The 23,467-nt window shown below is 68.9% G+C and carries 16 protein-coding genes; 8 read left to right on the top strand and 8 right to left on the bottom strand.

Translation table 11 applies throughout. The annotated features are described in order from the left end of the window. Positions 1 to 14: 14 nt before the first annotated feature. Positions 15 to 746 carry a 2OG-Fe(II) oxygenase family protein gene (locus HBH26_RS08905; RefSeq protein ID WP_168133966.1) on the top strand — a complete coding sequence of 244 codons (732 nt, stop codon included), beginning with the start codon at positions 15 to 17 and terminating at the stop codon, positions 744 to 746. Further along, positions 743 to 2,413: a putative 2OG-Fe(II) oxygenase gene (locus HBH26_RS21170; RefSeq protein ID WP_168134226.1), complete on the top strand. Its 1,671-nt coding sequence runs from the start codon at positions 743 to 745 to the stop codon at positions 2,411 to 2,413. Before HBH26_RS08905 ends, HBH26_RS21170 begins: the two co-directional genes overlap by 4 nt. Positions 2,414 to 2,476: 63 nt before the next feature. Here the strand turns inward: HBH26_RS21170 and HBH26_RS08895 are convergent, their stop codons facing one another. After that, entirely contained in the window at positions 2,477 to 5,464 is a 2,988-nt protein-coding gene (locus tag HBH26_RS08895) for a TonB-dependent receptor domain-containing protein (protein ID WP_168134225.1), read from the bottom strand. Positions 5,465 to 5,697: 233 nt separating this feature from the next. On the opposite strand from HBH26_RS08895, the gene HBH26_RS08890 reads away from it, so the two are divergent. After that, positions 5,698 to 6,186 (top strand): hypothetical protein, encoded by a 489-nt coding sequence (locus HBH26_RS08890; RefSeq protein WP_168134224.1) that lies wholly within the window; start codon positions 5,698 to 5,700, stop codon positions 6,184 to 6,186. Positions 6,187 to 6,265: 79 nt separating this feature from the next. Here the strand turns inward: HBH26_RS08890 and HBH26_RS08885 are convergent, their stop codons facing one another. Next, complete coding sequence (locus tag HBH26_RS08885; RefSeq protein ID WP_168134223.1) at positions 6,266 to 9,193, bottom strand: TonB-dependent receptor plug domain-containing protein; 2,928 nt, start codon at positions 9,191 to 9,193, stop codon at positions 6,266 to 6,268. A 254-nt stretch (positions 9,194 to 9,447) separates the two neighbouring features. Continuing rightward, a complete protein-coding gene (locus tag HBH26_RS08880) occupies positions 9,448 to 9,984 on the bottom strand; it encodes a hypothetical protein (RefSeq protein ID WP_168134222.1) in 537 nt (178 codons plus the stop codon). 49 nt (positions 9,985 to 10,033) lie between these two features. Here HBH26_RS08880 and HBH26_RS08875 point away from each other — a divergent pair, with 49 nt between their 5' ends. The 4 genes from HBH26_RS08875 (at position 10,034) to HBH26_RS08860 (ending at position 16,256) form a co-directional block, all read left to right on the top strand. Further along, a complete protein-coding gene (locus HBH26_RS08875; RefSeq protein ID WP_239024655.1) occupies positions 10,034 to 13,264 on the top strand; it encodes a TonB-dependent receptor domain-containing protein in 3,231 nt (1,076 codons plus the stop codon). A gap of 96 nt (positions 13,265 to 13,360) precedes the next feature. Continuing rightward, complete coding sequence (locus tag HBH26_RS08870; protein ID WP_168134221.1) at positions 13,361 to 14,518, top strand: aspartyl/asparaginyl beta-hydroxylase domain-containing protein; 1,158 nt, start codon at positions 13,361 to 13,363, stop codon at positions 14,516 to 14,518. 2 nt (positions 14,519 to 14,520) lie between these two features. Continuing rightward, positions 14,521 to 15,963 (top strand): putative 2OG-Fe(II) oxygenase, encoded by a 1,443-nt coding sequence (locus HBH26_RS21165; RefSeq protein WP_168134220.1) that lies wholly within the window; start codon positions 14,521 to 14,523, stop codon positions 15,961 to 15,963. Between the two features lie 50 nt (positions 15,964 to 16,013). Continuing rightward, positions 16,014 to 16,256 carry a hypothetical protein gene (locus tag HBH26_RS08860; RefSeq protein WP_168134219.1) on the top strand — a complete coding sequence of 81 codons (243 nt, stop codon included), beginning with the start codon at positions 16,014 to 16,016 and terminating at the stop codon, positions 16,254 to 16,256. A 9-nt stretch (positions 16,257 to 16,265) separates the two neighbouring features. On the opposite strand, the gene HBH26_RS08855 is transcribed toward HBH26_RS08860, so the two are convergent. The 5 genes from HBH26_RS08855 to xseA are packed head-to-tail and all read right to left on the bottom strand — an operon-like array spanning position 16,266 to position 22,193. Next, complete coding sequence (locus tag HBH26_RS08855) at positions 16,266 to 18,251, bottom strand: tetratricopeptide repeat-containing sulfotransferase family protein (protein WP_168134218.1); 1,986 nt, start codon at positions 18,249 to 18,251, stop codon at positions 16,266 to 16,268. Next, entirely contained in the window at positions 18,248 to 19,684 is a 1,437-nt protein-coding gene (locus HBH26_RS08850) for a tetratricopeptide repeat-containing sulfotransferase family protein (protein WP_168134217.1), read from the bottom strand. Before HBH26_RS08850 ends, HBH26_RS08855 begins: the two co-directional genes overlap by 4 nt. After that, entirely contained in the window at positions 19,681 to 20,571 is an 891-nt protein-coding gene (locus HBH26_RS08845) for a M23 family metallopeptidase (protein ID WP_420824985.1), read from the bottom strand. The genes HBH26_RS08850 and HBH26_RS08845 overlap by 4 nt, the downstream gene beginning before the upstream one ends. After that, positions 20,568 to 20,768: a DUF2093 domain-containing protein gene (locus HBH26_RS08840; protein WP_168134216.1), complete on the bottom strand. Its 201-nt coding sequence runs from the start codon at positions 20,766 to 20,768 to the stop codon at positions 20,568 to 20,570. The genes HBH26_RS08845 and HBH26_RS08840 overlap by 4 nt, the downstream gene beginning before the upstream one ends. A 24-nt stretch (positions 20,769 to 20,792) precedes the next feature. Beyond that, complete coding sequence (gene xseA, locus HBH26_RS08835) at positions 20,793 to 22,193, bottom strand: exodeoxyribonuclease VII large subunit (RefSeq protein WP_168134215.1); 1,401 nt, start codon at positions 22,191 to 22,193, stop codon at positions 20,793 to 20,795. Here xseA and purD point away from each other — a divergent pair. Continuing rightward, positions 22,192 to 23,445, top strand: a complete 1,254-nt coding sequence (purD, locus tag HBH26_RS08830) for a phosphoribosylamine--glycine ligase (protein ID WP_168134214.1) — start codon at positions 22,192 to 22,194, stop codon at positions 23,443 to 23,445. The genes xseA and purD overlap by 2 nt on opposite strands. Positions 23,446 to 23,467: the final 22 nt, after the last annotated feature.

Raw genomic sequence — 23,467 nt, 5'->3', positions numbered from 1 at the left:
ACAAGAGCGCTGCCGTGCCGATTTCCCTCTTCGACCTGAACCCTGCGCTGGATCGCGCGGACCTGTCCCGGCGCTTCGCGCGCGATCGTCGCGTACAGATTCGCGACGTGCTGACCGAGGATGCCGCCGCCGCGCTGCACCGCGTGCTGGCGCGCGACACGCCCTGGGGCCTCGCATGGCGCGCGGGCGAGGACGGGCCGCACGGGCTGGACGCGGGCGAGGTCGCGCGATTATCGCCCACGGAGCGGCAGGCGACCGGCGAGCGGATCTTCCGGTCGATGCAGGGGCGCGACTATGCCTTCTCCTACGCGCGCTACCCGATCCTCGACGCCTATCTCGCGAAGACCAACCCGGACGGGCCGCACGACATCCTGCTGGAGCACCTCAACGACCAGCCGTTCCTCGACCTGATCCGCACCGTCACCAGCATACCGGAGCTGCGCAAGGCCGACGCACAGGCGACGCTGTTCGCCCCCAACCAATTCCTGCCATTGCACATCGACAGCCACGCCGCGGAGGGATGGCGGGTCGCCTATGTGCTCAGCCTCTGCCGCGAGGACTGGCGGCCCGACTGGGGCGGCTACCTCCAGTTCTTCGACGAGGACGGCGACGTGATCGCCGGCTACAAGCCGCGCTTCAACGCGCTGAGCCTATTCGCCGTCCCGGCGCTCCACGCGGTCAGCTACGTGCCGCCGTTCGCGCCGGTGGGGCGCTACTCGATCACCGGCTGGTTCCGCGACCGGTGAACAGTGCCGCCGCGATGCGCGAGCGCGCGCTCGCTGCAGCCCGCGCCGGTCGGCTGGAGGAGGCGGCGCGGCTGTTCGACGAAGCGGCCGCGCAGCATCCGCGCGACGCGGCGCTGCTGAACAGTGTCGGCAGTTTCCATGCCGGACAACGATCCGACGCGACGGCGCTCGCCTGGTTCGACCGCGCGCTCGCCCTCGCGCCGAGCCATGCCGAGGCGGCGCTGAACCGCGCGATCGTGCTCGGCCGGCTGGGACGCGCGCGCGATGCGGCGGCCGACCTCGCGCGACGCGAAGCGTCGCTGCGCGGCCATCCGCGCTACTGGACCGCGCGTGCCGCGGCCGAGCTTACCGCGGACGATCCCGCGGCGGCGCAGGCCAGCTACGACGCGGCGCTGCGCACCGATCCCGCCAGCGCCCGCGCCATTCAGGGGCGCGCGCAGGTCGCGCTGCAGCGCGGGGCGGACGATGCGGTCGCGTGGCACGAGCGTGCCCTGGCCGCGGCGCCCGGCGATCGCTTCGTCGTCCGCGGGCTGGCGCAGGCCTATGAGGCGGCGGGTCGCCCGGCCGAGGCGCTGGCGCTGACGCAGGCGCTCGCGACGCAGGTGCCCGACTGGACGGAGGGCATGGAGGCGCATGCGGCGCTGCGGTGGGCGATGGGCGAGCGCGACTCCTTCTGCGATCATTATGCCGCCGCGGCAGCGGGCGGCGCCTCCGCCGCGCTCTTCCACTCTTGGGCGATGACGCTGGCGGGCGTCGATCAGCATGAAGAGGCGGCCGATGTCGCGCGCGAGGGATTGCGCCGCTGGCCTGACGCCGCCCCGCTCGCCGTGGTGGAGACGATGGCGGCGGGCGCGGCGGGCGACCTGATGCGGGAAGAGCGGCTGCTGTCCGCCCACGACGATGGCGGCGAGACCTGGGCGATCCACCGCGCGCGGCACCGGATTCGTCGTGTAGACCCGGCCGGTGCCGCGGCGCTGCTGGAGCGCGTGGTCGCGACGCGTGCCGACGACATCTTCGCGTGGAGCCTGCTGGACGTGGCGTGGCGCATGACCGGCGACGACCGGCACGCATGGCTGTCCGGTCAGCCCGGCCTCGTGATGGATGCGCCGCTCGCCCTCCCCCCCGCGGCCATGGAAGCGGCGATCGCGCTGCTCCACCGCCTGCACGATCGCGCGGCGATGCCCGTCGGCCAGTCGGTGAAGGACGGCAGCCAGACGCGCGGCGCCCTGTTCGCGCGCGCCGAGCCGGCGATCGGCGCCATCCGCGAGGCCATCGCGGACGCGATTGAGCGCTATCGCGCGGGCCTGCCCCCGCACGATTCCGCGCATCCCCTGCTGCGCCATCGCGACCGCCCGTGGAAGGTGACGGGGAGCTGGTCGATCCGGCTGAACGGCGCAGGCCGCCACGCGTCGCACATCCACCCGGCCGGGATCGTCTCGTCCGCTTCCTACTTCGTCGTCCCCCCGGCGCAGCAGAACGACGAGTGCGCGGGGTGGCTGGAACTCGGTCGCCCCCCGTCGGACCTGCGGACCGACCTGCCTGCTATGGCCACGATCCCACCTCGCCCGGGCCACGCCGTCCTTTTCCCCAGCACGCTGTTCCACGGGACCCGGCCGATCGGCGCCGGCACGCGGATGACGGTGGCCTTCGACGTGGCGGCCGATTGAGGCAAAAGAAAAGGGCGGCGGATCGTACGATCCGCCGCCCAGATGTTCACGCGATCCGATCGATCAGAGACGGACGCGCGCCGCAATGAAGAACTGACGGCCGAGCACGTCGTAGAAGCTCGGCAGCGTGTTCGCCTGCTCGGACTGCGAGCCGAGGATCGGCGGGTCCTTGTCGAGTAGGTTGCTGACACCGAAGTTGAACGTCAGCGCGTCGTTGACATCGACCGACGCCGTCAGATCGAACTGGCTGTAGCTTCCCAGGCGCGCCACCGACAACAGCGCAGGGTCCGTGCCGACACGGGTCAGACCATTGAAGATGTTGTTGATGTTCGTGCTCTGCGTCTTCCCTTCGAAGCCCCAGCGGAGCGACAGCGAGGCCGGCCCGTCGGAGAAGGTCACGCGCGCCGTGTGGCGGTACTTCGGCAGGCCGAACGTGCCCTCGCTGATGAACTCACGCTCCGGAATGGCGGTGATCGGAATGCTGCGATACTTGTCGAGCCACGTACCGATGTAGAAGAAGCTGAGCTGACCACCGCCGAACTGCAGGTTGTAGTCGACCTGCATGTCGATGCCCGACGTCTTCAGGGTTCCGACGTTCGCGCTGGTGAACTGCGGGTTCAACCCGCCTGCCGAGGCGCCCAGCGCACCGGTCTGCGGGTTACGAACCTGGAAGCCCGGCCGATTGACGAAGGGCGCGCAGATTGCGTTGTTCACATCCTGAATGGTGTCGTAGCACAGCTGGATCGCCGTCGCGACACCACCCGCCAGCTGACCGATCGTATTCTCAACCTTGATGTTGAAATAGTCGACCGTGACGTTCAGGCGAGGGATGAAGCTGGGCGAGATCACCACACCGGCGGTGTAGGTGTCCGAAACTTCCTCCTCGACATTCGGGTTGCCGCCGACGTCCGTCTGGATCTGCTGGTTGGGCTGCGCCAATGCCGTGAAGACGTTGGCAGCGGGCACACCGCTGGCAACACACAGCGCACGCACCGCTTCCGTTCGCGACGCTTGCGGCGCAAACTGGCCGCAGCGGTCGTTGACCGAGGGGAAGCCCGTAGACTGACCACCAAACAGGTCCTGCACGTTCGGCGCACGCACTGCTCGCGAATACTGGCCGCGGAACCGGATGTCGCGGATCGGCGCGAACTCAGCGCCGCCCGTGTACGTCCAGGTGCCGCCAACTGCCTGCAGCGAATAGTCCGAGTAGCGAGCTGCACCAGTCAGTTCGAGCGCGTGAACAAAACCATCGCGCACCAGCGGCACGCGAAGCTCGCCGAAAACTTCCTTCACATCGTAGCTGCCACGGGTCGGCTGACCGGCGTTGAAGCCGAGCACGTCGCCCGAGGAAAGGAACGTGTCCGGGATGTAGCGCGAGCGCATCTGCCGATATTCGGTGCCGAGCGAGAACGCGACGTCATCCGCGCCCATGCCGAAGTTGAACAGCGACCCGCTGACGCTCGCCACCGCGTTCTTCAACTCGGAAATGTCGAGGTTGGTCGAGTTCACGCGTACGTAGTTGACGGCCGCCGGGCTTGCGAGACCGCTGCCGAAAACGTTGATCGGGACGCAGCCCGCCGCGCGCGCGACCGGGTCGAGACAGCGGATCTCCGTGGTGCTGCCTGGTACGAACTCGGTCGTCAGCGCCGCCCGATAGCGGCTGCTGGAGACGTTGCCCTGCTGGTACTGCGTGTTGTTCGTACGGGCGTACGAGTAATACGCCTCGTAGTTCAGCTTATCGGTTATGTCGCCCCGCACGCCCAGCAGCAGGCGATAGGCCTGCCGCGTCTGCTCGGCATTGCGCGAACCGGCGGACAGGAAGCGATAGTTGACCGTCGTCGTCGCGTATCCATTGTTCGGCGTCGCGTCGATCGCGTCCTGCGCGCGCAGCAGCGCACGGGTCTGCTCGTTGAAGAACGGGCTCGCAATCTGCAACGTTCCGCTGACACCGGTCGGGGTCGGCGCCAGTTCCTGGTTTACGCGATTGTTGACGAAGCTGACTTCACTGAAGACCTCGACCCCGTCGGCAACCTCGTAATGCGCGAACCCGCCCAGCAGGTAGCGTTCCTGCGGCAGCTGCAAATAGTTGGTCGGATTGAAGTTGTAGAGGTCAGCCGGGTTCTGGAACAGGCGCGATCCACCACCGCTGCCGTTGAAGATGTACGTGCCGCCCGGCGCATTGAAGGTGGCGATCGGCGTGTTGGCCGATCCGCCGTTGACGAAGCCGACTTCGCCACCACGCGCGGCGCAGGTGCCGATCGCGGAGCCGCCCGGCTGAATGGTACCGATTCCTGACCGGCTCGGATCCCCGCTACCGGGAACCACGCAGCCATCGGCGATCGCGGTGTTGGAGAAGCGCCGCGCGCTTTGGAACAGTGGCTTGCGCTCGGTGTAGTTCGCGAAGAGGGTGACGTTGCCGCGATCGTCCGCGAAGTTCGATCCGATACCGACATCGGCCGAGTAGCTCGCCGCATCACCGCGCTCGGTGATGTTGTACGTGGCGCCGGCAAGGACGCCGTTCAGGTCGTCACGCAGCTTGAAGTTCACGACGCCGGCGACCGCATCCGAGCCATAGACGGCCGATGCGCCGCCCGTCGAAACTTCGACGTTCTGCAGCATGAACTGCGGAATCGTATTCAGGTCGACGACCTGGGTGGTGTCATAGAACATCCAGCGCCGGCCGTTCACGAGCACGAGCGTACGCTGCGCCCCAAGCGCACGCAGGTTCAGCGTGACCGCGCCGTTGCCGGGATTGTTCGAGAAGCCCGTCAGGCCGGGAAGAACCTGCGGCAGCGTGTTCACGACCTGCTCGACGTTGATCGCGCCCTGCAGCGCAAACTCCTGGTCCGACACGACCGTCACCGGGCTCGTCGATGTCAGGTCGTTGCGGCGGATGCGCGACCCGGTGACGACGACGTCGGGCTGCGAATCCTGTCCGCTCGCCTGGGACTCAGCCTCCGGCGTGCCGACCTGCGCCATCGCGGGCGTCGCGATCACGGCTACCCCAGCCGTGACGACGGACGCCAAAAGGCGCGTCTTCAAAGTCTTCATTATGACAACCCCCATTCGCGACGTGCGCATGATTGCGTCGCCGTGCATGTAATCTACGACAGAAAAGATGACCCAATCCGCGAGATAAACTAAGCTTAGGAAGATGCGTCCGGATCGAGCAATATTCCGCAGTTGCATACAATTGTAGTCGTCTTCAGGCTGTGACATCGACGACACACATCGGGGAAGCGAGCAACATGGCGAAACAATGGGCGGTTTTGGCCACGATCATCGTGGCGACGGGCGTGGCGCCGGCGGCGGCGCAGGATCGGGAGGCGGCGGGCGAGCGGGTGATCGACGCGGTGGCCACCTGCCGAGCGGAGCCTGACGGCGCACGTCGCCTCGCCTGTTACGATCGTGCCGCGGATAACCTGATCGTGGCGCGTCAGCGCAACGAGCTCACGGTACTCTCGCCAGCCGAAGTGAAGGAGGGGCAGCGCGCGGTTTTCGGCCTGCCGGTGTCGGAGCAGCGGCTCTACGGCGCCAAGGCCGCGAAGATCGCGCCGATCGAGACGCTCGACTCGACCGTGACCCGGCTGTCGCGTGCCGGCCGCGACACGTTCACCGTGGTCTTGGACGACGGCAGCGTGTGGCGCACGACCGAGCGCGCCCGGTATGAGCCGGAGGTGGGCAACAGCGTGCACATCAAGCGCGGCGCGATGGGCAGCTATCTCGGATCGTTCAATCGCGCACGCAGCGTACGCATCGAGCGCGTCAGATAGAAAAACGCCGGCGCCCTCTGTGGAGGGCACCGGCGCGAAGGATGCTCGCGGCCGGGACCGGGGTGCCGGCCGGAACGGGTCAGAAGCGGAACGTAGCGCCCGCGGTGAAGCGGCGGCCGAAGACGTCGAAGTCGGCCGAGGTCTCGAGACCTGTCGGCGTGCCGTACGGCGTCCCGGGCAGGTACTGCGGCTTCGTGTCGAAAACGTTGTCCACGTTGAAGAAGAACGTGAAGCGGTCGTCGATCCGCTGGCTGATCTGCAGGTTGTGCAGCCAGTAATCGTCCACATCGTTCAGCGCGACCACGGCGGGATCGTTGCTGATGAAGGCGTTGCGCAGGTAGGGCCCGCCGCTCAGCAGCGTGGTCTGCCAGCTAAGGCCAGTCCCGTTCACCTCGTAGGTCGCCCGCGCGTTCAGGTTGTGCGTGGAGAAACCGCGCCCGAACGTGCCCGCGAACTCTTCCTCCGGCGTCGCCGGATCGGTCTGCTGCTTGTAGTCGAGTAGGTAGGTGTAGTTCGCGACCAGTGTCAGGCGATCGTTCTCCGCCACGCCCAGCGGACGGCCGTACCGCAACGTGGCGTCGATGCCGCGGACCTGGAAGCCGGCGATGTTGATGAGCTGGGCATTGACCGTCTGCAGATACCCCGTCGCGCCGAAGCGCAGCACGTTGTTGCAGAACACCGCGTCATTGGTGAGCAGGCACTTCTCCACCGTGTCGCTGCGATCCAGCGTGCTGATCGCGTCTTCGATCTTGATGTCGAAATAGTCCGCGGTGAACTGCAGCCCGGGAACGAAGGTCGGCGTGAAGGTGAAGCCGGCCGTGATGGTCTTCGCCGTCTCTTCCTGCAGGTCGCGGTTGCCGCCAACGAAGCCGTTGATGCCCTGCGTGTCGGCCAGCGTGTAGGCGAAGGTGCCGTTCGGATTGGCGTTGAAGAACGCCGCGATCGCGGGAATCGCCCGGCAGGCGGCGTCGGTCGCGCCGGTCGAGGTGCTGGTGATGCCGTCGCAGGGATCGGTGACCCCGGCGAAGGTTTCAGAGGGCGCGCTGAACAGCTCGCTATTGTTCGGCGCACGGTTCGCCACCGCGTAGCGGCCGCGCAGACGGAAGCCGCGCACCGGCTCCCACTCCGCACCCGCGTTCCAGCTGAACACGTTGCCGATCGTCGAATAGTCGGAATAGCGCGCCGCGCCGTTCACGCCGAGATATTCGAAGAACGGACGGTCAGCCAGCAGCGGCACGTTCACTTCGCCGAACACCTCGCGCACGTCCTGCGAGCCGGTGAGATCGGGGATCTGGTTGCCCGAGTTGCCGCCGGTGTTGGTGAGGATATCGAGATCGTCGACGACCGATTCGTAGCGATATTCGAAGCCCACCGCCACGCCGACGCCGCCGGCGCCGAGGTCGAACAGCGACGACGACGAGAGCGTGCCGGTGACGACATGCTGCTCGTTCGTGATGTCCTCGGACTTGGGCACCACCGCCTGGACGTAGGACGACGCGCGCGGATCCGCGGTGCCGCGTCCGAACAAGTTGATCGGGATGCAGCCGTTGGCGCGTGCCGCCTCGTCGCGGCAGACGATGTCGACACCGACGACGTTGCCCGCGCCGACGCGGATCGAGTCGAGCGACTGGCGATAGCGCGCCGTGTCCACATCCTGGCTGGCGTTGAAGTCGTTCAGGTGGCCGTAGACGTAGCTGACGTCATAGTTGACGTTCGAGCCGAGGTCGCCACGGACGCCGACGACGGCGCGCCAGGTGTCGCGCTGCGCACGGTTGCTGCGGTCGAACACTTCGTTCTGACGACGGCGGAAGCCCAGTGACGTGACGTCGTTGGTCGGATCGCCATCGCTGTTCGCCGCCGCGATCGCCGCAGCCACCGACGTGGGGATGAAGGCGTTGGTGATCGGGATGCCACCGGCGCTGTAGATGTCCGTGTTCGCGAGCGCGGACGCCTCCAGCGACGCGTTCGAACTGGTGCGGGCATAGGTCACCTCCGAATAGGCGGTGATCTTGTCGCTCAGCTCATAGTTGAAGATGCCGCTGGCCAGGTAGCGCTCCAGCGGCACGGCGATGCGGCGCACGCCGTTGCGATTGAAGCCGTACACGCCCGACTGGTAGCCGGGAAGCACCGCCAGCGTGCCGTCGGGATTGTAGGAGAAGGTCGACTGGCCACCGGCCAACACCGGACGCGTCCCGCCGTTGGCGCCGATCAGCTGGAACTGGCCCTGCGGCGCGTACGAGCTGTACGAGGCCGGGCCGCAGATCAGGCCCGCGCAATCCTGCGCGGAGATGGCGCGATCGGCAGAGAACAGCCCCTCGTCGCGGTCGTACGAGAAGTTGACGATGGCATTGCCGCGATCGTCCGCGCCCCACTTCGTGCCGCCGGTGACGCTGACGAAGTAGCGGCCGTTGTCACCCTGCTCCGTAGTGCCACCCTGGGCCCGGATCTGCAGACCCTCGAACCGGTCGCGCAGGACGAAGTTCACGACCCCGGCCACGGCGTCCGAACCGTAGACCGCCGACGAACCGCCGGTGATGTTGTCGACGCGCTCCAGGAAGTCGACGGGGATATTGTTGATGTCGACCGCGGTGTCGCCGCCGAAGCCGCCGACGAAGCGGCGCCCGTTGACCAGCACCAGCGTGCGGTTCGAGCCCAGCGCACGCAGGTTCACCGTCGACACGCCGGTGCCCGAGGTGAGGAAGTTGGTGTTCGTGCGGGTTTGCCCGATGCCCACCTGGGGAAGCTCGTTCAGGATGTCCGACACGTTCGGCGACGCGCGCTGAAGCAGCTGCGCACGGTCGACGGTGGTCACCGGCACAGGCGAATCAACCTCCGGTCGCGCGATGCGCGACCCGGTGACGACCACGTCGCCCTGCGTGGCGTCGGAACCATCCGCCTGCGTCGTCTGAACCGCGTCGGGCGTGATCTGCGCGACTGCGGGCAGCGCGACCATGGCCATGCCGGCCGTGATCGTCGTTGCCAGCAGACGAGACTTGAACGTCTTCATTGGTCTGCAACCCCTCTTGGCGCCGGCGCCTCGCGCGTCTCGGCGATAACCAATTCGAGAAGAAAGATTCCTCACGAATTGGTGGTCGGCTTAGGAGGGTTGGATACGAACCGGCAACGCAGGTCCGCAATCATGACGTACTTTGGCACGAGCCTGTGATAAAACGGTCACAATGCATTGATTTAGATCAAATTATGTTCGACTAGCTGACGTTATTGATATCGATTAGGTACGAAGGAGGGAGGGACGGCGCATCAGTTGATTCGCCGCACCTTGATCGCGGGGGCCTCACCGACCTTCATCTTGAAGCTGCCGAAGGCGGCCTTGCGCACCACCGCAGTCATGCCGGGCCGCGGCGCACGGCCAAAGCTGCCCGCCGAGATCTGCTCCCAGCGCCCCCCTTCGGCGAGGCTCAGAATGTACCCGCCGTCGCGCTTCAGCGTCACCGCAGTGACACTCGAGGTGATCTCGTCCAGTTCCTCAGGCTTCCCGTCCTTCCCATTCCCCTTGTCGAAGAGCTCGGCGGTCGACACGCTAAATCCGAACAGATCGCGGCGCGTCTTCCTCACGGCTTCGCGATCGAGCACAACCACCTCCCCCTCTCCGGTCGCGCGCGCCAGCGCAGAGGCGGCGCGTTCGAAACAGGTCAGGCGTGCAGACGTTTCCGTAACTTTCTGACAATCCAGTACGTCTCGAATTGCCTTCACCTGTACATCGCGCGCGGCGGCGGGACTGGCGGCGGCAATCGCGAGAGCGAAAGCCGCTAGCGGAACTATGGCGATGCGGTTCATAACGTTCACCTTTTCTAGCGATTGCTAGGGCGCGTGGCCCCGCCGAGCAATGGCGCCTCGGCTCACCTCGCTGTGGCCAATATGTGACATTGAAAGGAAATACGAGCGTCGCAACGGGGCAGCGCGTTGCACCGCGCTTCGACGCTCCGCTACGCATCGAGGCAGCGGCAGCGACCTGAACAACTGGCCTGCCCGACCAATCCAACAGGGGATTCATCTGATGCTTACCACGCGGAAGCACTTGCTCGCCTCGACGGCGCTGTTCGGCGCCGTGCTGACCACGCCGGCCATGGCACAGACCGACCAGGCGCCGACCGCGCCGGTCACGCAGAACACGCCGGACGACACGACCTCGACCGCGTCGGGCGGCGACCTGGTGGTCACCGGCAGCCGCATCGCCCGTCCCGAGATCGAATCGGCGAGCCCGGTGACGACCGTGGGCGTGCAGGAGTTCAAATACGCCGGCACGACGCGTACCGAGGATCTCCTCAACGCCCTGCCGCAGGTCTTCGCCGGCCAGGGGGGCAACGTGTCGAACGGCGCCACCGGCACTGCGACCGTCGACCTGCGCGGCCTGGGCGCCACGCGCACGCTCGTACTGGTCAACGGCCGTCGCATCGTCCCCGGCGATCCGCGCGATCCGGTGGCCGACATCAACATCATCCCGGCGACTCTGCTGAAGCGCGTGGACGTGCTGACGGGTGGCGCCTCGTCGGTCTACGGTGCGGATGCCGTGTCAGGCGTCGTGAACTTCGTGATGGACACCGACTTCGAAGGCTTTCGCCTCGACGGTCAGTACAGCTTCTTCGACCACGTCAATCGCGCGAACGGCAACGTTCGCAACGCGCTGAACGCGCGCAACTTCGGCTATCCTGATGGCCATGTCGCCGACGGCGGTACGGTGGATGTCTCCGCCAGCTTCGGCGTGGGCCTGGACGACGGCCGCGGCCACATTACCGCCTACGCCGGCTACCGCAAGATTGATGCGGTGACGCAGGATCGACGCGACTATTCGGCATGCTCGCTGAGCGCGAACACGCCCGCCAACGTGACCGCGCTTGGCCGCGCGTACAATTGCGGCGGCTCGGGCACCTCCGCCCCCGGCTCGTTCTACATCGGATCGACGGCGTCTTACTACAACGTGCAGGGTAATCAGTTCGTCCCCGGACAAGTTCTCTTCAACTTCGCGCCGACGAACTACTTCCAGCGTCCGGACGAGCGCTATACGGCCGGCCTCTTCGCCAACTACGAGGTTTCGGAGCAGTTCAAGCCGTACCTTGAATTCATGTTTATGGACGACCGAACGGTCGCGCAGATCGCACCGTCGGGTCTCTTCTTTAACACTTCCTCGCTGAACTGCGACAATCCGCTTCTGTCGGCTCAGCAGCGCTCCATCGTCTGTCAGGCGGGCAACACCTTCGTCGATCCGCAAGGTGTGACCCGCGGGACGGTCTACATCGGTCGGCGGAACGTCGAGGGGGGCGGGCGCCAGGACGACCTGCAGCACACCACCTATCGCTTCGTCGCCGGCACGAAGGGCGACGTCACGCCGGGCGTCACCTACGACGCCTTCTATCAGTACGGCCGCGTGAACTTCGCGCAGACCTATCGCAACGACTTCTCGGTCTTGCGTTCGGGTCGTGCCATCGACGTCGTAACCGACCCGACGAGCGGCAACCCGGTGTGCCGCTCTGTGTTGGACGGTACGGATCCGGCTTGCGTTCCCTACAATATCTTTACCACCGGCGGCGTCAGCGCTGCGGCACTGAACTACCTGCAGCTGCCGCTGTTCTCGCGTGGCCAGACGACGGAGCAGGTCGCCAACGCCTCGTTCACCTTCAACGGAACGGAGTTCGGTGCGGTTAGCCCGTTCGCGACCGAAGGTTTCGGCCTGAACATCGGCGCGGAATACCGTAACGAGCGCCTGAACTTCGAGGTGGACTCGAACTTCCTGTCGGGCGACGGTGCCGGTCAAGGCGGCCCGACCACGCCGGTGTCGGGCGGCTTCGACGTGAAGGAGGCCTTCGTGGAAGCGGTGCTGCCGCTGATCCAGGATCGCAGCTTCTTCGAGAACCTCTCGCTCGAAGGCGGCTATCGCCGGTCGCAGTATCGCACCAACGGCGCGGGCGTGCAGAACGAGTTCGGCACCGACACGTGGAAGCTGGGTGGATCCTACGCGCCTATCCGCGACATCAAGGCCCGTGTGACGTACAGCCGCTCGGTCCGCTCGCCCAACGCGGTTGAGCTGTTCTCGGCGACCAGCATCGGCCTGAGTGGCACGAACGACCCCTGCGCGGGTACGTCGACCAACGCTGCCAATCCCACGGCGGGGACGGTCAACGGCAACACCTTCGCGCAGTGTGCGCTCACCGGTGTGACGGCTGCGCAGTTCGGCCGCATCTCGCCCAACCCAGCCGCCCAGTACAACGGCCTGCTCGGCGGCAATCCGAATTTGACGCCGGAAGTCGGCAATTCGTTCACCGCCGGCCTCGTCGTCACGCCGAGCTTCCTCCCGCGCTTCCAGTTGACCGTCGACTATTTCAACATCCGTATCACCAATGCGATTGGCACGATCGGCGTTGATACCATCCTCAACCAGTGCATCGCCACGGGCGACACCGGCTTCTGCTCGCTCATCAATCGCGGCGCCTCCGGTCGTCTCGATCGTGAGGACGGCTTCGTCGTCAACACGCTGGCGAACACCGGCGGTCAGTCCACCAAGGGCATCGACGTCAACGCCTCCTACACTCAGGAGATCGGCAGCGCGGGTACGCTGGGTGCCAGCTTGGTCGGCACGTGGCTCGACACCTACATCGTCGACCCGGTGGGTGCCATCAAGTACGACTGCGTGGGCTATTTCGGTGCGCAGTGCGGCACCCCCACACCGGAGTGGCGCCATCGCGCCCGTTTGACGTACACGGCGCCGAGCGGCGTGACAGTATCGGCTTTGTGGCGCTACTTCGCGGCGGTTCGCAACGACGACGCAAGCCGCGACAAGGACCTGAACGGCGTCCCCAATGCCAATGGGGACACCTCCACGCCGAACCCGAATGCCATCGGCAACCGCGCTGGCAACTTCAAATTCGGTGCGCAGAGCTACTTCGACCTGGCACTCACCGTGCCGCTGGAGGACACGTTCACGTTCCGCATCGGCGCCAACAACGTGCTGGACCGTCAGCCGCCGCTCAACGGCAACTCGCTGGGCAACGGCAACACCTATTCTCAGGTGTATGATGCGCTCGGCCGCTACATCTACGCGGGCGTGACGCTCGATTTCTGATCGTCGCAACAGCGATGACCTTTCAACGGCGGGCTTCGGCCCGCCGTTTTCTTTTGCGCGTCCGCATGCCACGTTGTGCAGGAGGGGGTTCGGTTCATGTCATGGCGCAATCACGAGGATCAGGCGGATCGTGCGGCGGCGCGCGGGGATGTCGCAACCGCCGCGACGATGCTGGAGCGGGCGATCGAACTGGCGCCGCCCACCGTCGATCGCTGGCTAAAGCTCGCCGCGCTGCGCCGCGCGGCGGGGCGGCCGAAGCTGGCGCTTGCCGCGATCGACGGCGCACTCGCGATAGACCCGCTGCATTTCATGGCGCTGATGAGCCGCGCCCACGTGCTCGAAAGCGACGGCGACGCGAACGAGGCCGCGCGCACCTTCATGCGCGCGCTCGCGCAACTGCGCGACGAGGAGGCGTTGCCCGCACGACTGACCGCACTGGTCGCGCACGCCCGCGAGATGGGAGCTCGCTACGTCGCGGCCGAGACGGCGAAGCGCGACGCCATCGTGACGGCGCTGTGCGAGCTTTCAGCACCGGAGCGACGCCGCCTGGATCGCTTCAACAGCAACGTCCTGCGCACGACGCGCGTCTTCCATAGCGAGCCGACGCACTATCACTTCCCAGGTCTGATCGAACGCGAGTTCCACGAGCGCGACGCCTTCCCCTGGCTGTCGGTGCTGGAAGACGCGACCGACGCGATCCGCGAGGAATTCCTCGCGCTTCAAGCGCTCACCGACGCGCGGGCGGAACCATACATCCAGTACGACGCCAGCCTTCCGACACGCCAGTGGACCACGCTCAACCACTCGCGCGACTGGACCGCCTTCCACCTCGTCCGCAACGGCCTGGTGGTGGCGGAGAACGCCGGCCGGTGCCCGCGTACCATGGCCGCGCTATCGGCGGTCGATCAGCCGTCGATCACCGGCCGCGGCCCCAACGCCATGTTCTCCGTGCTGAAGCCGCGCACGCGCATTCCGCCGCACACCGGGGTCGCCAACACGCGCCTGGTCTGCCACCTGCCGCTCATCGTCCCGCCGGCCTGCCGCTTTCGCGTCGGCGCGGAGACGCGCGGGTGGGAAGTCGGACGCGCCTTCGTCTTCGACGACACGATCGAGCATGAAGCGGCCAACGACAGCGACGAGACGCGCGTCGTCTTCATCGTCGATTGCTGGCATCCCGGCCTGTCACCAGCGGAGCGGCACGCGATCGGCGCGCTGATGGAGGCGGAGGAAGCGACCGGCGGGGCTCCGCTTTGAGCGTGAGCGTCGATGGCTGGCTGCGGACCGATCGTGCCGCCACGCTGCCCCCGCTCGACGCGCAGGCGCTCGCCCATGCGGCGCTGGCGGAGCGCCGCGAACCGGAAGTCATCGCCGCCATCAACGCGAGTGCGCGGCGCCACGACGATCCGGTCGTCTGGCACCTCCTCGGCCTCCTTCATCGCACGCAGGGCGATCTCGCCCCGGCACTCGCCGCCTTCGACGCCGCCTTCCGGCTCACCCCGGCGCAGCCGCTGCTTCTCCATGCGCGTGCGCGCGCGACACTGGAAGCGGGGCTCGATGCGCGCGATCGATATGACGCTGCGCGGACAGTGGCGCAGAATGACGGCGACGTCATCCTCGGGCAGGCCGCTGCGTTGGCGGAGGCAGGCGACGATAGGGCCGCAGACGATCTGCTGGTCGCCATGCTGCGCGCGCATCCCGGCTGGCTGCCCGGTCATCAGGGACTGATGCGGATGCGATACGCCGCGGGTGCGGCGTGGCAGGAGGAGATCGACCGGGCGATCACCGGTGCGCCGCTAGATTGGAGGTTGCACGACCTGAAGCTGTCCGCGTGGCTGCGGATCGGTCAGGCGGAGGCGGCGCTGTCGGCGCTGGCGGCCGCTCCCGACGTGGCGGAACTCGCCGCGATCCGCGCCGCGATCACCAGCGAGTTTGGCCCGGCGGCCGCAGCGGAGCGGCAGATGGCGACCCTGTCTCCGCGAACGGATCCGCTGCACCGTCTGCACGTGCTGCGACACCATCTGCGCCGCGGGCGGCCGGAGGAGGTGGTGGCGCTGTCGCACCCTGCGCCGACTGCCGACGACCTGCCTTATCTCTCGCTCGCGTATCGCCTGCTCGATGATCCGCGTGCGGCAGCGCTGGACGATCCGGCCGCCATCAGCGTCGTCGACCTGCCGCTGACGCCCACGTTCCTGACCGGCGTCGCCACCCTGCTGCGACGCCTGCACCGCGCCCGCAGACAGCCGCTCGACCAGTCGGTGCGTGCGGGAACACAGACCGGCGACATGCTGCTCTGGCGTGTCGATCCCGAGATTGCGGAGCTGCGCGGTCACGTCCGGCGCGCGGTCGACCGTTACGCCGCGCAGGCACGTGCCCGCGCCGCTCCCCTGCCCGTCCCGCGGCATCCGCGCGTGGTCGGATCATGGTCGGTCAGGCTGCTGCGCGACGGGCATCACGATGCGCACGTCCATCCGGAAGGATGGCTGAGCTCGGCGCTCTACATCGCGCTGCCGCCGAGTGACGGCGAGCAGGGCTGGCTGACACTGGGCGAGCCGCAGCGCGCGCTCGCGACCGGCCTCGCGCCCCTGCGAACGATCGAGCCACGCGTCGGACGGCTCGTCCTCTTCCCGTCCCATACCTGGCACGCGACCCGTCCCTTCACGCAAGGGGAGCGGCTGACTGTCGCCTTCGATGTGGCGTGACGACCGGAATCATGTCACGATCCGGCCGCTTTTCACTGAAGGGATCTTCCATGCGTCGCCTGCCGATCCTCCTGCTCGCCCTCCTCGCCGTCGCGCCCGCGGAGGCGCGCAAACCGCGCGACGTGGACTCGAAGGATCCGAACAAGATGATCTGCCGCACGGAAGAGGTGATCGGCAGTCGGCTGGCCAGCAAGCGGACGTGCATGACCGCGCAGCAGTGGGAGGACATGCGGCGCGAGCAGCGGACCACCGTCGACCGGATCCAGGCGTTCAAGCCGCAGCAGGGCAGCTGAGCGCCGCCGTCAATCGGCCGGATAGCCCATCCGCTCCGCCCAGGGCAGCAGCAGCGGCAGCACCGGCGCCATCTGTTCGCGATAGCGCAACCAGCGTCCGCGCGCGCGCTGATAGATTGGTTGCGCCACCTGCGCGTAGCTGGGTGAGGCGATGAACCCGCGATCGGCCGCGTGGCGGCGATTGTCGATCAGCGCTTCCGACCAGTCCAGCCCGGCGAAGTGCGCCACCGCGCGCAACTCTCGCGCGGGATCGGCGATCAGCCGCTCGTAGCGCGTGGCCATGACGTTGAGTGCCAGCACCTCGGTACACCGCGTCCAATAGCGCAGCACGGTGTCGTACAGCCGGGCGGTCGCGTCGAAATCGAAGAAGTTTGCCACCTTCGCGTCCATCTGCGGGCTGGTGATGAAACAGCTGAGCACGACGTCGCAGGGATGGCGTTCGGCGAACAGGAAGCGCGCATCGGGAAAGATGCGGTGCAGGATCGGCGTGCTGCCCAGCGCCAGCGGCTGCTTGTCCACGATCAGGCGGCTGCCCGCATCGGGCACGATCCGGTCGACCTCGGCGAAGTAGACTTCGCGCAGCCGCTCGATCTCCGAGAGCGGCAATTGCCCGAGATGGTCGAGCGCACCGAGCGCGGCGGCGACCCGGTCGACCGATGCCTCCTCCTCCAGCACCACGGCATCCTCGTGACCGCCCAGCATCGTATCGATCAGCGTCGTGCCGGACCGGGGGAAGCCGAAGAGGAAGAGCGGGGCAGGCCGAGCCGATGGAGGCGGCGGCGCCTCCCAATCGGCGTACCAGGCCGGCGAGACCAGCCTGCCCAGCCGCTCGAAGCTCGCGCGATACTCCTCCGCATCCCGCTCCGACCCGGCATTCAGCTCGGCAAGGCGGGCATTGGCGCGGGAAAATGCGGCAAAAGCCGCAGCAGTGTCGCCCATCCGGTCCAGCGTGTCGCCGATCACCTGCTCGCGGCCGACCACGTCGCCGTCGTCCGGCACGAGCCGCGCCGCAGCCAGCGCCTCCGCGAGGCGACCTTCGCTCCGCAGTGTCCGCGCGCGCGCCAGCGCCAGCGCCGCCTCGCCGGCCCCGGCGGCCCGAGCCTCAACGATCACGCGGTGAAGATCGTCGGCGCGGTTCAATCGCTCGAGTACGGTCGCCAGACCACCCCACCCACGGTCGCTCGCTTGGTCGAGTGTCAGCGCGGCGCGATAGTCAGCCTCCGCGCGATCGAGCATTTTGGCGGAAGCGGCGATGTCGCCGACGTCGCACAGGGCATCCGCCTGATCGCGCAGGAGGTCGCGCGCCGCCTCGAGATGCAGCGCCACCGACGCGAAGTCGCGGAGGCTCGCGCCGGCGCGCGCGGCCTCGACCCTGGCTTCTCCACTTGCCGGATCGAGCGCGATGGCGCGTAGTGCCGCATCGAGCGCGGCCTCGGGATCGTTACGCAGTGAACGCGCGCGCGCCAGTTGGATGACGTTCGCCGCGTTGTTCGGCCGCAGCCGCAGCGCTCGTTCGAGCGCGTCTTCGGCTCCGTGGGCGTCCTGCTGCGCCAGCCGAGCCACGCCCAGCCCGGCCCAGCTTTCGAAGTCGCCGGGATCGGACGCGACCAGGCGTTCGAACAGCGGAAGGGCCTGCTCGATGCGCTTCAGCCGGGACAGCGCGAGCGCGCGGATGCGGGTCGCCTCGCGCTCCACCGCGAGGCCGCCGTCGATCAACGACGCCGCGGTCGTCTCCGCCTCGTCGAACCGCCCGGCGGAAAGCAGCGCGCGCGCCAGTTCGAGCGCGGGCACCGGTTGATCCGGCGCCAGCCCCGCGGCAACGCGAAGATGAGCGATGCCAGCGTCCAGATCGCCGGCGCGGCAGCACAGCACGCCGACGAACATGGTCAGCCCGGCGTCTGCCTGCCCGGCCGCCATCGCCTGCTCGCCGCGAGCGATCGCGGCTGCGAGATCGCCCGACCGCGCCAGCGCCAGCACTGCCTGCGCCTCGCTCATTCCCGCTCCTCCTCGATCAATGCGCCCAATACCGGTTCGATGCGCCGGGCGTAGTGGCGCCACCGGCCCGACGATTCGCGATAGAGCGGCCGACGCACCTGCGCCACGCTCGCCGTGCGAACCGCGTGGGTGGCGGGCGGCAGCGCCAGCAGGTCCATCGCCGGCAGGTCGCATGCCGCGGACAGCGCCGCCAAAACCGGCTTCGGCGTCTCCACCAGCCGGTCGTAATCGACCGTGTGGACCGGCATCCCGATGGCGCGCCAGTGCCGCATCAGCCGGCGCTGCTGGCGCCAGTAATGGGCGGTGTCGCCCAGATCCGTCGCGTAAGGAACGCCTGCGCCTGCGTGCAGGAAGTAGACGGACAGGCAGACGTCCGCCGGGTGCCGCACCGTGTTGACGATCGTGGCACCGGGAAACAGCCGCTGCGCCAGCCCTAGGTGCAGGACGTTGTCTGGCCGCTTGTCGATCAGCCGCCGCCCTGCCGCCCGGCGCGGCGCCACCGCAGCGCCATAGCTGGCGCGTGCGCGTGCGATCAGGTCATCGTTCGCAGCGGCGACCCTAGCGGGATCGTTCGCGAACAAGGCTGAGGCGAGACGGGGCAGCGCGTCGATCTCGCCGCCGGCCACGACCGCAGGGTGTCGCGCCAGCAGGTGCTCCACCAGCGTCGAGCCGGAACGGAACATGCCGCAGACGAAGACCGGCGCAACGCCGCTGGCCGGCTCGCCGTCGAACCGATCGAACGCGGCGATCGACCGCTCGACATAGGCCTCGAGGGCCGCTCTGTCATAGCGGACGCCCTGTTGGCGTGCGAACGCGCGCGATTGCCCGTTGGCCTCGACATAGGCGTCGAACGCGCCGTCATAGTCGCCCACCTTGTCCAGCGCGCCGCCCAGCGCGAAGCCGACGTCCGCCCGCGCCTGCACGTCGCCCGTCTGCGAGAGAAACCGGCGGGCGTCGTCGATCAGGCCCGCCGGGGCTCCAGCCACGCCCAGCAGCCGCGCGAGCGCCAGGCCATCGCGCGGATCGATCGCGCGGGCGCGGGCATACGCCTTACGCGCGGCATCCACGTCGCCCAGCTCCTCGGCGAGATTGCCGAGGTTGAGCCAGGCCGCGAGATAGCCGGGGGCCTGCGCGGTCGCCCGTTCCAGCAAGCGGCGCGCATCGGCGGGACGGGCGAGGTCTTCCGACAGGATCACCGCCTGCTGCACGAGCACCTCGTGCGGGTCTCGCACCCGCTGCGCCAACGCTTGGTCATAGGCGGCCATGGCATCGTCGAAGCGTCCGCAGCGGCGATAGAGGATACCGAGGTTGAACCAGCTGTCGGGCAGGTCCGGGTGGCTGTGCAGCAGGCGTTCGTAAGCCGGGATCGCCGCCGCCGTGTCGCCATGTCGGAACAGCGCGGCAGCCCGCGCCAGCATCTCGCCGCGCGTCATTTCCCCATCGCCCCCGCCACGAGCAGCGGGTCGATCCGCGCGCGGCCCAGCATCATGCCCCAGTGGAGGTGCGGACCCGTGGCGCGGCCGGTCGCGCCGACGGCGCCGATCGGCTCGCCTTGCTGCACGCGGCTGCCTTCCGCCACGTCGATGCGCGACAGGTGGAGGAAGGCGCTGTTGAGGCCGTGGCCGTGGTCGAGGATCAGCAGGCGCCCTTCCAGCGTGAACGGCGACGCCGCGGCGAGGACAACGACGCCATCGGCGGGCGCCACCACGGCCGCACCGGTGGGCAGGGCGACGTCGACGCCGCCGTGGTAGCTGCCGGGTTCCCCGCGATAGATGCGCTGGCTGCCGAACAGGCCGGAGATCCGCCCCGTGGCCGGCCACACGAAACGCTGGCGCCAGCCCGCCGCGTCGCTTGCCCGCGCCCGCGCGGCGGCGATGCGGGCGAGTTCGGCGGGGCGGCGCGCGACGAAGTCCGCGTCGGGCACCGGCACCTTCGCCAGCCGGTCGAGCCGCTCGATCCGCCAGGCGCGCGGTGCGACGGCGAGCGGCAGCGTCACCGTCCGACCGTCGGCCAGCGTGGCGGAAAGGATCGCCTGCGGCGCGGCGTCGCGATCGAACGCGACGGCGAAGCGCCCGTCAGGCGCGACCGGCACCGCCTCTCCGTCCAGCATGACGCGCGCGCTTCCTTCCGGTGCAGTGCCGAGCAGCAGCGCCCCCTGCTGCGGCATCCCTTCCAGCGCGAAGCGCCCCGGAGCGGCCAGCTCGGGCGGCGGCGGCAGCGGGGCGGGCACGGCGACCCGCGGCGGCAGCTGGACCGGCGCGGCGGCGACGCATCCCGCGGCGAGCGCGGGCAGGAGAGCGGCGGCGGCGCGCCCGCTCACCGCGGCGCCATCTCCCCGGCGGCCACGGCGGAGCTGGCGAAGGCGCGCTGCGTGCGCACGTCCCAATAGCGCAGGTCCTCCAACCCGATCCGCGCCCCCGTCACCGCGCACAGAACGTGGTCGCCGGCGGTCAGCACGCGGAAGCCGTTGGCCATGTAGTGCAGCTTGGCGGGGCGATCGGATTGCGACATCAGCATGAAGGAGGCACTCGTGGGTTCAGGTCACAGCAGCCGCGGCTGGTCGGCGGGCTTGGTTCGAGAATAGGGGCGCGGCGCCGGTTTCTCAACGTGGGTGCCGCCGCCAGCCACACCGACGACCGCGTCGACCGCGCCGTCCCTGAAGCGCAGCCGCACCGCCCCCGCCTCGCGCGCCGCCTGTGCCGAGGTGATCGTGCCGCCCGCCTGCGCCTCGACGCGGACGTAGCCGCGATCGAGCAGGCGGTCGGGATTCAGCGTCTCGACCAGCCGGCCGATGTCGCCGAGCCGCCGCCGCGCGGCTTCCAGCCGGCGGTCGAGCGTCGCCGGACGGATCGCGCCCGCCACCTGCCCCAGCTCCCCGCGCGCCCGCGACACGCGGCGTTCCAGCGCGCGGTCGAGGCGCAGCGCCAGCTCGTCGGTGCGCTGGCGCTGGGGGCCGAGCAGCCGGTCGCGCGTCGGCAGCACGCGGGCGAGCGCGGCCACCCGCTCTCGCCCGCGCTCGACGTGGCGGTGGGCGCAGCGGGCGGTGCGCGCCGCCATCGTGTCGAGCGACAGGCGCAGCTCGGCCAGCACCGGCACCGCGATCTCCGCCGCGGCGGTGGGCGTCGGGGCGCGCAGGTCGGCCGCGTGGTCGCACAGCGTGGTGTCGGTCTCGTGCCCCACGGCGGAGATGACCGGGATCGGCGAGGCCGCCACGGCGCGCACCACCGGCTCCTCGTTGAACGCCCACAGGTCCTCGATCGAGCCGCCGCCGCGCGCGACGATCAGCAGGTCGGGTCGCGGCACCGGACCGTCCGGCGCGAGCGCACCGAACCCGCGCACCGCGGCGGCCACCTCCTCCGCCGCGCCCTGCCCCTGCACCTTCACCGGCCAGACGACGACGTGGGTCGGGCAGCGATCCTCCAGCCGGTGCAGGATGTCGCGGATGACCGCACCGGTGGGCGAGGTGACGACGCCGATCACGCGCGGCAGGAACGGCAGCGGGCGCCGGCGGTCGAACAGCCCCTCCGCGGCGAGCTTCGCCTTCAGCTTCTCCAGCAGCGCCATCAGCTGGCCCGCGCCGGCCAGCTCCATCCGCTCGATCACGATCTGGTATTTCGACCGGCCGGGATAGGTGGTCAGCCGCCCGGTCGCGACCACCTCGATCCCGTCCTCGGGCCGGAAGGCGAGGCCGGCGGCGCTGCCCTTCCACATCACGCCGTCGATGACCGCGCTGTCGTCCTTCAGGCAGAGATAGGCGTGGCCCGAGGCGGCGCGCTTGTAGCCGGAAATCTCGCCGCGCAGGCGGACGTGGCCGAACTCCCCCTCCACCATCCGCTTCAGCTTGCCGGACAGCTCGCCCACGGAAAGGGCCATCGCATTGTCGCCGGGCGTCGCCTCGGCTACCAGCCGGCCCGTCGGCGTATCGGAAAAGGGGTCGGGCATGAACATCCTGCTGGTCGGGTCGGGCGGTCGCGAGCACGCGCTGGCGTGGCGGCTCGCGCAATCGCCGACCACCGATACGCTCTTCGCCGCGCCGGGCAACCCCGGCATCGCGCAGCACGCGCGCATCGCCGAGCTGGACGTGGACGATCATCGAGCGGTGATCGACTTCGTGCGCCGCCACCAGATCGGTCTGGTCGTGATCGGGCCGGAGGCGCCGCTGGTGAAGGGGCTGGCCGACAATATCCGCGCCATCGGCGTGCCGGTGTTCGGCCCGGGGCGCGAGGCGGCGCGGCTGGAGGGATCGAAGGGCTTCACCAAGGACCTGTGCGCGCGCGTCGGCATCCCCACCGCGCGCTATTTCCGCACGACCACGCGCGACGGCGCGCTCGCCTGCCTCGACGACTTCGGTGAGGCCTGCGTCATCAAGGCCGACGGCCTCGCCGCCGGCAAGGGCGTCGTGGTCGCCGCCACCCGCGCTGAGGCGGAGGCGGCGATCCGCGACCTCTATGCGCAGGGGCCGGTGGAGGCGGTGATCGAGGAGCGGCTGGAGGGGCCGGAAGCGTCGCTGTTCGTGCTGTCCGACGGCACCAGCATCGCCAGCTTCGGCAGCGCACAGGACCACAAGCGCGTCGGCGAGGGCGACACCGGGCCGAACACCGGGGGCATGGGCGCCTATTCCCCCGCGCACGAGCTGACGCCCGAGCTGGAGCAGCGCGCGCTGGGCGAGATCGTGCGCCCGACGATCGACGCGCTGGCGGCGGCGGGCACGCCCTATGTCGGCGTGCTCTACGCCGGGCTGATGCTGACGGCGGACGGCCCCAAGCTGATCGAGTACAACGTCCGCTTCGGCGATCCCGAGTGCCAGGTGCTGATGGCGCGCTACGACGGCGATCTCGCCGCGCTGCTGCTGGCGGTGGCGGCAGGGCGGCTGGCGGACGAGCCGGCGCCGGAGTTCCGCGACGAGGCGGCGCTGACCGTGGTGATGGCGGCGCGCGGCTATCCGGGCACGCCGGAGACGGGCGGCGCGATCCACGGCATCGACGCGGCGGAGGCGACGGGCGCGGTCGTGTTCCAGGCGGGCACGGCCGCGCGCGACGGCGCGATCGTCGCCGCCGGCGGCCGCGTGCTGGCCGTGACGGCGACCGGCGCGGACGTGGCCGCGGCGCAGGAGGCGGCCTATCACGCCGTCGACGCGATCGACTTTCCCACCGGCTTCTGCCGCCGCGACATCGGCTGGCGCGCGACCCGATGACGCCGACGTCGATACGGCACCG

The sequence above is a fragment of the Sphingomonas corticis genome (genome assembly GCF_012035195.1).
GTDB lineage: Bacteria > Pseudomonadota > Alphaproteobacteria > Sphingomonadales > Sphingomonadaceae > Sphingomonas > Sphingomonas corticis.
This window is presented reverse-complemented; position numbering and strand designations above follow the sequence as displayed.